Annotated in this window: 11 protein-coding genes; 6 read left to right on the plus strand and 5 right to left on the minus strand. The window is 72.5% G+C overall.

Features of this window, described 5'->3' with window-relative positions; translation table 11 throughout:
- Window positions 1-217: 217 nt before the first annotated feature.
- Window positions 218-1,066 carry an alpha/beta fold hydrolase gene (locus ACWD5O_RS14695; protein WP_449935143.1) on the minus strand — a complete coding sequence of 283 codons (849 nt, stop codon included), beginning with the start codon at window positions 1,064-1,066 and terminating at the stop codon, window positions 218-220.
- Window positions 1,067-1,171: 105 nt separating this feature from the next.
- Between ACWD5O_RS14695 and ACWD5O_RS14700 the strand changes: the two genes are divergently transcribed.
- A complete protein-coding gene (locus ACWD5O_RS14700; protein ID WP_450085590.1) occupies window positions 1,172-1,651 on the plus strand; it encodes a MarR family winged helix-turn-helix transcriptional regulator in 480 nt (159 codons plus the stop codon).
- Window positions 1,652-1,704: 53 nt separating this feature from the next.
- On the plus strand, window positions 1,705-2,295 hold the full coding sequence (locus tag ACWD5O_RS14705) for an HhH-GPD-type base excision DNA repair protein (protein WP_450085591.1): 591 nt from the start codon (window positions 1,705-1,707) through the stop codon (window positions 2,293-2,295).
- Between the two features lie 21 nt (window positions 2,296-2,316).
- On the opposite strand, the gene ACWD5O_RS14710 is transcribed toward ACWD5O_RS14705, so the two are convergent.
- Complete coding sequence (locus ACWD5O_RS14710; RefSeq protein ID WP_449935280.1) at window positions 2,317-2,628, minus strand: hypothetical protein; 312 nt, start codon at window positions 2,626-2,628, stop codon at window positions 2,317-2,319.
- 14 nt (window positions 2,629-2,642) lie between these two features.
- Window positions 2,643-2,930 carry a hypothetical protein gene (locus tag ACWD5O_RS14715; protein WP_231930849.1) on the minus strand — a complete coding sequence of 96 codons (288 nt, stop codon included), beginning with the start codon at window positions 2,928-2,930 and terminating at the stop codon, window positions 2,643-2,645.
- 107 nt (window positions 2,931-3,037) lie between these two features.
- Between ACWD5O_RS14715 and ACWD5O_RS14720 the strand changes: the two genes are divergently transcribed.
- On the plus strand, window positions 3,038-3,394 hold the full coding sequence (locus ACWD5O_RS14720) for a DUF3099 domain-containing protein (RefSeq protein WP_449935150.1): 357 nt from the start codon (window positions 3,038-3,040) through the stop codon (window positions 3,392-3,394).
- Between the two features lie 30 nt (window positions 3,395-3,424).
- Here ACWD5O_RS14720 and ACWD5O_RS14725 read toward each other — a convergent pair whose 3' ends face one another.
- Window positions 3,425-4,324, minus strand: a complete 900-nt coding sequence (locus ACWD5O_RS14725; protein ID WP_450085592.1) for a carbohydrate kinase family protein — start codon at window positions 4,322-4,324, stop codon at window positions 3,425-3,427.
- Entirely contained in the window at window positions 4,321-5,253 is a 933-nt protein-coding gene (locus ACWD5O_RS14730; RefSeq protein WP_354963129.1) for a pseudouridine-5'-phosphate glycosidase, read from the minus strand. Before ACWD5O_RS14730 ends, ACWD5O_RS14725 begins: the two co-directional genes overlap by 4 nt.
- 89 nt (window positions 5,254-5,342) lie before the next feature.
- Between ACWD5O_RS14730 and ACWD5O_RS14735 the strand changes: the two genes are divergently transcribed.
- The 3 genes from ACWD5O_RS14735 to ACWD5O_RS14745 all read left to right on the plus strand — a co-directional run bounded on the left by ACWD5O_RS14735 (window position 5,343) and on the right by ACWD5O_RS14745 (window position 8,208).
- A complete protein-coding gene (locus ACWD5O_RS14735) occupies window positions 5,343-5,561 on the plus strand; it encodes a DUF3039 domain-containing protein (protein ID WP_007456912.1) in 219 nt (72 codons plus the stop codon).
- A gap of 40 nt (window positions 5,562-5,601) precedes the next feature.
- A complete protein-coding gene (locus tag ACWD5O_RS14740; protein WP_354963128.1) occupies window positions 5,602-6,264 on the plus strand; it encodes a trimeric intracellular cation channel family protein in 663 nt (220 codons plus the stop codon).
- 222 nt (window positions 6,265-6,486) lie between these two features.
- Window positions 6,487-8,208 carry a DEAD/DEAH box helicase gene (locus tag ACWD5O_RS14745; protein ID WP_354963127.1) on the plus strand — a complete coding sequence of 574 codons (1,722 nt, stop codon included), beginning with the start codon at window positions 6,487-6,489 and terminating at the stop codon, window positions 8,206-8,208.
- The last annotated feature ends 296 nt before the right edge of the window (window positions 8,209-8,504 follow it).

Below are 8,504 nucleotides of genomic sequence, written 5' to 3' on the forward strand. Positions count from 1 at the left end.
CCGCGCGCCCGGTCCGCGGCACCCGCCGGATCGAACCCGGAGCGTCGGTGTTCGTCCCGGGTCGGCGGCCGGGCAGGATGGGGTCATGACGCTCGTGCTGCCCATCGACCGCGAGGCCAACCGGCTGCTGGAGCGCAGCCCGCTGGCCAGGCTCCTCGGCATGGTCCTTGACCAACACATGGCCTAACCATGGAAAGGGCGGCCCTCAGAACCGGTCTCAGTCAGCGTCGCGGAGAACGCGACGCAGTTCGGTGGCGTACGCGGCCGGGTGGGTGGTGTCGCCGTTGTGTCCGCCAGGGAATTCGATGAGTTCGGTGTCGCGGAGGCGGGCCAGTTCTTCGGCGCAGCGGTAGTCGAAGACGGTGCGTGGGGTGGTGCGGCCGGCGGCGGGCACGATGCGGGTTTCGATCAACCCGGCGATGTCGGTCACCGGGAGCGTGTCTCGCACGACGGCGGTGAAGTCGTGCCGGATGAACAGGTCGAAGTTGGCTATCCGTTGGGACGTCATCGGCTGCGGGGTCAGATCCGGCTCGGTGTCCTGGTTGGCCGGGTCGATGCCGAGGACGCGGGCGATCTGCGGGAACACGGCGGACAAACCGTCGGTGCGGTAAGTGCCTTGGAGTTCGAACAGTTCTCGTTCGTGGGGGGCGCGTTCGTTCGTTGGTAGCAGCCAGGGGGCCACGGGTTCGTGCGCGACGAGGGCGCGGACTTGGGTGGGGTGACGGACCACGAGGTGCAGTCCGATGACTGCGCCGAGACTGCAGCCGAGCATGAGAGCCGGCTCGTCGGTGAGGGTGGCCAGCAGGCGGTGCACGTCGTCGGCGTGCTCGGGCAGCGTGCCTGGCCGTGCCGGGTCGGTGAGCGTGCTGCGAGAGAGCCCTCGGCGGTCGTAGGTCACCACGGTGTAGTCGGCGGTGAGGTGGTCGGCGAGGTCGCTGCTGCGATTGGCGTCACCTTCGCCACTCTGGCTGATCAGCAGGAGCGGTCCGGTGCCCCGGACCTCGTAGTACAGGTCGGCACCCGGGACCGAGAGGGTGCCGGTCCGGGTGGATTGGGTGGTGGTCATCAGGGGTCCTCCAGGGGTCGCGGTCGGGCCGATCTGAAGATCACCGTAACCCATCAGATCAGATGCATCAAGAATGATGCATCGGTTCTGATGTAACGTCGGGACGTGAATGGAATCGAGCTGTTCCTGTTGGGGCGCACCCTTATGAAGATCGGCGAGGACGCCATCCCGACCGAAGGCGTCGGCCAGCACTCCACCAGCCAACGGTCGGTCCTCATCGTCGCCAGCGACATCCGGGCCCATCCCGGCAGCTCGGTCGGTGAGATCGCCGAGCGGACCGGGTTTCCGCAGAGCAAGGTGTCGGCATGTGTCGCCCGGCTCCGCGAGGCCGGCGCCATCGACACCGCCGCCGACCCCACCGACCGCCGCCGCCTGCTGGTACGGCCCGCATCGGCGGTCTCCCACCGCGTGGCCCAGGTCCGCTCGGCACCCATCGACGGTGTCCTCGCCGCAGCGCTCGGCACCGACGACCCACAACACATCGCAGACATCCATGCCGCGCTGGACACGCTCGCACGACACCTGACGCCGCAGGCGCTCGCCCGCCTGCGGACCACGCCCGGCTCACCACCCGCCGCCGACTAGTCCAGGGTGTCACCGTCGACGGTGGTCGTGTCTCCCATCGCGGGCAGGGCAAGATGGCAGGCATGACGCTTGTGCTGCCCATCGACCCGGAGGCCAACCGGCTGCTGGAGCACAGCCCGCTGGCCAGGCTCCTCGGCATGGTCCTTGATCAACAAGTGCCGATGGAGAAGGCTTTCTCCTCGCCGTACGTGCTGGCGCAGCGGCTCGGCCACGACCTGGACGCGGCGGAGCTGGCCGGGTACGACCCGGAGGCGCTGATCGCACTCTTCGCCACCCCGCCCGCCCTGCACCGGTTTCCGAAGGCGATGGCGGCGCGGGTGCAGGACGTGTGTCAGGTCCTGGTGGACCGCTACGACGGCGAGGCCGAGAGGCTCTGGTCGGACGTCGCCGACGGGCCGGAGCTGTTCCGGCGTGTCGCCGAGCTGCCCGGCTTCGGCAAGCAGAAGGCGCAGATCTTCGTGGCCCTGCTCGGCAAGCGGTTCGGCGTGACCCCGCAGGACTGGCGGGAGGCGGCCGGCGGTTACGGCGACCCGGGCGCGTACCGGTCGGTGGCCGACGTCACCGACGCCGACTCGCTGCGCAGGGTGCGGGAGTACAAGCAGCAGATGAAGGCGGCCGCGAAGGCGAAGTCAGCCGACGGCTGACGACCCGGCCGGCCCGCTCGCTCAGGCGGCGGTGGGGTGGGCCAACGAGGCCAGCGCGCGCCGGACGTCGGCGAGCGAGACGGTGGTGGAGTCGTCCAGGTCGGCCAGGCCAGCCTCGATCCACTGCCGCATCAGCGTGGTGACCCCGATGCCGCGGGCGTCGGCGGCGGCCCGCACCCGCTCGTAGGTCTCCAGCGGCAGCCGGACCGACCGGCTCACCATCGGCACGTCGGTGTCGGGGGTGGGCAGGTCCACCGCCGGGCTCTGGTCGATCAGCTCGGCGATCCGGTCGTCGCCGCTGTGGAACTGCTTGGTCGCGTCGTTACGGTGCATCGTCACGGCCCTCCTCATCGGCGAGATCTCCGCACGGCCTCGTCGTAGCGCTTGGACTCGACGTCGCTCAGCTCCCGGGCGGAGAGGATGTCCCAGTCGTTGTCGGCGCCGTCGGCCTCGGCGAGCAGCACCGCCAGTCGGCGGCCCCGCCGGGCGGCGGCGTAGACCACCATCACGTCGTCGCCCAGGTGGCGGATCACCCGTCGGGCGCTGTGCAGCGCCTCCCAGACTTCCCCGGGCGTGACGTCGTAGACCCTCAGGTTGGCCAACGCCTCGTCGGTGAAGCTGAACCTGCTGCCCACGTCGCGGAGCGTACCACGCGCGTAACACGCACCGGCATGAGTCAAATTTCGCTGATCACGGCCTCGCGGTGACAGGATGGGTCGTAATCCCCTCGAGGAGGTTCATCGTGAAGCGTCAGGCGTACCAGCCGCTTCTGATCACCGACGCCTCGCGCAGCCAGAACGACCAGCTCACCAGCCGTCAGCGCCGCTATGTGCTGATGATGGGCATCCGGGTGGCGTGCATCATTCTCGGCGCGATCCTGGTCGGCGCGAAGGCCCCACTGCTCTGGCTCTGGCTGCCGTTGTGCGCCCTCGGCATGGTGCTCATCCCGTGGCTGGCCGTGCTGCTGGCCAACGACCGCCCGCCCAAGGAGCAGCACCGGCTGGCCAACCGGTTCCACCCCCGACTGCAGGACGACACCCCGCCGATGAGCCTCACCGCCGAGGAACGCCCGCACAAGGTCATCGACGCCGAACCCTGACCCACCACGGGCGGGCCAGGGTCCGGCAGGTCACGGCCGTGGCCGGGCTCCGACGGTGGAGACGGCCACGGCCCCCAGGTCGGCGGCGCGGTTCAGCGCCGCCGTCGGGGCGGCGCCGGCGAGCCAGGCGGTGAGCAGACCGGCCGCGAAGGCGTCGCCCGCCCCGGTGACGTCCACCACCGCCACCCGCCGGGCCGGGGCCACGCAGACCGGGGCCGAGCGGTCCACCCAGACCGCGCCGGCCGCGCCCCGCTTGACCACCACCCGACGGGCCGTCGCCGACAACGCCCGCCCCTGCGCCGCCGGGTCCAGCCCGCCGGCCAGCACCGTCGCCTCGTCCGCGTTCACCAGCAGCAGGTCGACGTCGCGTACCCAACCCAGGAAGGCCGCCGCGCCGACCCGCCGCAGCGGCGCCGCGGAGGCCGCGTCGACGCTGGTGGTGAGCCCGCGCTCGCGGGCGGCGGCCAGCGCCCGCAGCCCGGCGCCGCGCGACTCGGCGTCCAGCAGGGTGTACGCGGACAGGTGCAGGTGCCCAGCGTCGGGCACCGCCGCGAGGGCCCGCTCGACATGCTCGGCACTGAGCCGCAGATTCGCGCCCCGCTGGCTGATCATCGTGCGCTCGCCGTCGGTGGCCAGCACGATCACCGTGCCGGTCGGGACGCCCTCGACCCGGTCGACCGCGCAGTCGACCCCCGCACGGTCGAGCTCGGCCACCCGGTCGCGCCCCGCGTCGTCGTTGCCGACCGCGCCGACAAGCGTGACATCCACCCCCTGCGCCGCGATCCAGGCGGCGGTGTTGGCCGCCTGCCCGCCGCCGCCGAGAGTGATGTCGGCGGCGGTGTCCGAACCCGCCGCGGGCGGGCCGGACAGCACCGCGACCACATCGGTGATCAGGTCCCCGACGACGACCACCCGGGCCGGTCGGGTCATGCCGGGTCGGCGTTGGCGCGAGCGGCGGCGACCGCGATCCGCGCGGCCAGATCGGCGTTGCGCAGGATGATCCGGACGTTCACCGCCAGGCTCGCGCCCTCGGTGGCCGAGTGGAAATGCGCCAGCAGGTACGGGGTGACGGCCTTGCCGGTCACCCCGTCCCGCTCCAGCAGTGCCAGACCCTCGGTGAGGGTCCGGTCGTGCAGCTCCGGGTCGAGCTGCTCGTCGACCGGCAGCGGGTTGGCGACGATCAGGCCACCGGCGTGCACGGCGTGCCCGTCACGGGCGGCGAGCACGGCGGCGACCTGCTCCGCCGAGTCGACCGACCAGTCCAGGTCGAAGCCTCCGTCGGTGAGGTAGAAGCCGGGGAACCGGCGGGTGCGGTAACCGACCACGGCGACCCCCAGGGTCTCCAGCCGCTCCAGCGTCGCGCCCACGTCGAGGATCGACTTGACCCCGGCGCAGACCACGGCGATCGGGGTCCGGGCCAGGGTGATCAGGTCCGCCGACTCGTCGAAGGTGTGCGCGGCCTCCCGGTGCACCCCACCGAGCCCTCCGGTGGCGAACACCCCGATCCCGGCCGCGGCGGCCACCGCACTGGTCGCGGCCACGGTGGTGGCGCCGTCCGCGCCGGTCGCCGCCGCCACCGCGAGGTCGCGGACGGAGAGCTTGGTCACTCCATCGACGGTGGCCAGGCGGGTTAGCTGCGCGTCGTCCAGGCCGACCACCAGCTCGCCGCCGATCATGCCGATCGTCGCCGGGACCGCCCCGGCGTCCCGGACCGCCTGCTCGATCTCCCGAGCCACCCGAAGGTTCGCCGGCCGGGGCAGGCCGTGCGAGACGATGGTGCTCTCCAGGGCGACGACGGGCCGGCCGTCGTGCAGGGCGTCGGCCACCTCGGTGCCGTAGCTGATGCGAAAGTCAGTCACGGGGGGCACGGTACGGGGTGGGGCCGCGGCCGGCCTCAAGTGGACCCGGCCGTGATGACCTGCCAAACTTGACGGTCGGAGGTGCAGACGTGAGCACAGAGGTTCTCGAGCGTCCGGAGCTGAAGGACGCCGATACCGGTCCCGAGATGTTCCACTACGTCCGCAAGGAGAAGATCGCCGAGAGTGCCGTCATGGGCACCTTCGTCGTCGCGCTCTGCGGGGAGACCTTCCCGGTCACCAAGGCGGCCAAGCCGGGTTCGCCGGTCTGCCCCAAGTGCAAGGAGATCTACGACTCGTACCGCGAGTGAACGACGGCCGCTGTCCCGGCCGGCGACGTAGCCTGCGGCGGTGACCACCTCCACCGCCCTGCTCTTCGCCGACCTGACCGGGGTGGCGGTGTTCGCCGCGTCCGGGGCCTCGGCCGCGGTGGCCAAGCGGCTCGACCTCTTCGGCGTCGCGTTCGTCGGCTTCGTGGCCGCCCTCGGCGGCGGAATCTTCCGGGACCTGGTCATCGACGAGGTGCCGCCGCTGGCCTTCGCCGACTGGCGGTACGCGGCGACCGCCGCCGTCACCGCGCTAGCCGTCTTCTGGCTGCACCCGCAGCTGGCCCGGCTACGCACCACGGTGCTGGTGCTGGACGCGGCGGGCCTCGCGCTGTTCACCGTGACCGGCACGCTCAAGGCGCTCGACGCCCGGGTGCCGGCGGTCGGCGCCTGCCTGATCGGCATGCTCACCGCGATCGGCGGCGGCCTCGGCCGGGACCTGCTCACCGCCGAGATCCCGGTGGTGCTGCGCCGGGAGATCTACGCGGTCGTCGCCCTGGTCGGATCGGTCGTGGTGGTGCTGCTGTACGTCACCGACCAGACCGGGCCGCTGCCGCTCACCGCCGCCGCCGTGCTGGTCTTCGGGCTGCGCCTGATCGCCCTGCGCCGGCGCTGGTCCGTCCCGGTAGCGACGCTGCGCCCGCCCCGTAGCGGTGGCGCGGATCCGCGCACCGACCGGGACTGGTGAGGGCTCAAGCCGACGGGTCGGCGGGGGCTTTCCGTGACCCCGGTGGGCCCGGGGTCTGGGTGGTGGATGTGACCAGCGTGGCGTCGCCTGGGCCGTGGGGCCCGCGCTGGTTATGCTGAGTCGGCCTTCGCGGCAGCTTCTGCGCGGAGGCGTTTTCATGGGCGGCGGTACTCGTGGCCCTCGCCCGGGGTCCGCCGTCGTGCGGTCGGAGAGGAGCTTCGCGTGGCAGCCCGGACGCCGGTGCTCGAGACGTTCCCGGCACTACGTGCCTGGCAGCGCAAGGCCCTGGTGGAGTACCTGCGCCGGCGCAGCGAGGACTTCATCGCGGTCGCCACACCCGGCGCCGGCAAGACCACCTTCGCCCTGCGGATCGCGGCCGAGCTGCTCGGTGACGGCACCATCGAGGCGGTCACGGTCGTCGCCCCGACCGAGCACCTCAAGAACCAGTGGGCCGAGGCCGCGGCCCGGGTGGGTATCCAGCTCGACGCCGCGTTCCGCAACGCCGACGTGCACTCCGCGGCCGACTTCCACGGCGCGGTGGTCACCTACGCGCAGGTGGGGATGGCCCCGCAGGTGCACCGGCGGCGCACCATGACCCGACGCACCCTGGTCATCCTCGACGAGATCCACCACGCGGGCGACTCCCGGACCTGGGGCGACGGGGTGAAGGCGGCCTTCGAGCCCGCCGTACGCCGGCTGATGCTCACCGGGACGCCGTTTCGCTCCGACGACAACCCGATCCCGTTCGTCAGCTACGAGCGCGGCGGTGACGGGCTGCTGCGCTCCCGCGCCGACTCGGTGTACGGCTACTCGGACGCGCTGCGCGACGGCGTGGTCCGGCCGGTGCTCTTCCTGGCGTACTCGGGTGAGACCCGCTGGCGGACCAACGCGGGCGAGGAGTTGGCGGCCCGGCTCGGTGAGCCGATGACCCAGGATCTGGTGGCGCAGGCGTGGCGTACCGCTCTGGACCCGGCCGGGGACTGGATGCCGCAGGTGCTGCGGGCCGCCGACGCCCGGCTCACCGTCCTGCGCAACGCCGGGATGGCCGACGCCGGCGGGCTGATCATCGCCACCGACCAGCAGTCCGCCCGCTCGTACGCCAAGCTGATCGAGCAGGTGACCGGCGAGAAGGCCGCCGTGGTGCTCTCCGACGACGTGGGCGCGTCCGCACGGATCGCGACGTTCGCGGCCTCCGAGCAGCGGTGGCTGGTCGCGGTGCGCATGGTGTCCGAGGGGGTGGACATCCCGCGGCTCGCCGTCGGGGTCTACGCCACCAGCGCCAGCACCCCGCTCTACTTCGCCCAGGCGATCGGCCGGTTCGTCCGGGCCCGCCGGCCCGGGGAGACCGCGTCGGTCTTCCTGCCCAGCGTGCCGCACCTGCTCGGGCTGGCCAGCGAGATGGAGACCGAGCGGGACCACGTGCTCGGCAAGCCCAAGGAATCGGACGGTTTCGACGACGATCTGCTGGAGCGGGCGCAGCGCGACGATCAGGCCAGCGGTGAGCTGGAGAAGCGGTTCGCGGCGCTCTCGGCCACCGCCGAGCTGGATCAGGTGATCTTCGACGGCGCGTCATTCGGCACGGCGGCCCAGGCGGGCACTCCCGAGGAGGAGGAGTACCTCGGCCTGCCCGGCCTGCTCACCGCCGACCAGGTCTCTCTGCTGCTGACCAAACGGCAGGCCGAGCAGCGCCGCCGCAGCGCCGACCGGGCCGCTCAGCCGGCCGGTACGCCCGTCGCGGCGCCGCCGGCACCAATGAGTGCCGCCCAGCGCCGGGTGGCGCTCCGGCGCCAGCTGAACGCTCTGGTGGCCGCCCGGCACCACCGCACCGGCCAGCCGCACGGCAAGATCCACGCCGAGCTGCGCCGGATCTGCGGCGGCCCGCCGAGCGCCCAGGCCACCATCGAACAGCTTGAGGAACGCATCGCCACCGTGCAGACCCTCTGACCCACCCGCCGCATCCGCAGCACCGGACCATCCAGACCGCGACCTGGCCGCGATCGGCGACCGCCCGCCCTCCCCAGCGGCGTCACCTCGCCAAGATCGTGCCAAATCCAGGATGTAGTGGCATCGGCGCGTCGGCGAGACCACTAAATCCTGGATCGAGCACGATCTCCGGCGCGGGGCGCGGGGCGCGGGGCGCGGGGCGCGGGGCGCGGGGCGCGGGGCGCGGGGCGCGGGGCGCGGGGCGCGGGGCGCGGGGCGCGCGCAGAGAAAAGCCGACCGGAGACACCCTCGGGGTG

This window comes from Micromonospora sp. NPDC005161 (assembly GCF_053599855.1).

Coding starts and splice junctions, on each gene's coding strand:
- ACWD5O_RS14695 (WP_449935143.1), bottom strand. CDS start 1,066: ATGACCACCACCCAATCCACCCGGACCGGCACCCTCTCGGTCCCGGGT.
- ACWD5O_RS14705 (WP_450085591.1), top strand. CDS start 1,705: ATGGCAGGCATGACGCTTGTGCTGCCCATCGACCCGGAGGCCAACCGG.
- ACWD5O_RS14725 (WP_450085592.1), bottom strand. CDS start 4,324: ATGACCCGACCGGCCCGGGTGGTCGTCGTCGGGGACCTGATCACCGAT.
- ACWD5O_RS14710 (WP_449935280.1), bottom strand. CDS start 2,628: ATGCACCGTAACGACGCGACCAAGCAGTTCCACAGCGGCGACGACCGG.